This is a genomic window from Flavicella sediminum, assembly GCF_006381105.1.
Taxonomy (GTDB): Bacteria; Bacteroidota; Bacteroidia; order Flavobacteriales; family Flavobacteriaceae; genus Flavicella; species Flavicella sediminum.
On record NZ_VDET01000059.1, the window covers coordinates 1 to 271 of the forward strand.

Consider the following 271-nt stretch of genomic DNA (forward strand, 5'->3'; position numbering starts at 1 on the left):
ATCTAGAAATATTAAATTTTTGGGCTGCGAAGTTAACCGAGATCTGACCATTTAGAATTTGGTCAATGACGAATAATTTGTGCTGAAAAGTAACTTTTTCGTAGTTGTTTTTTCGACAGGGTTGGTTTTGTTTTGTGTCCATAGTATTGCTAAAAGTGTTTAATTTTTAGTCAACCTATTTCAGGAAAGTTCATTTTTTCTGCTTGTGGCTAACGGTTTTGTATAAAGTTAGTGTGGGAGTTGATAATCGAGAGATTCTCAGCCCCGGACT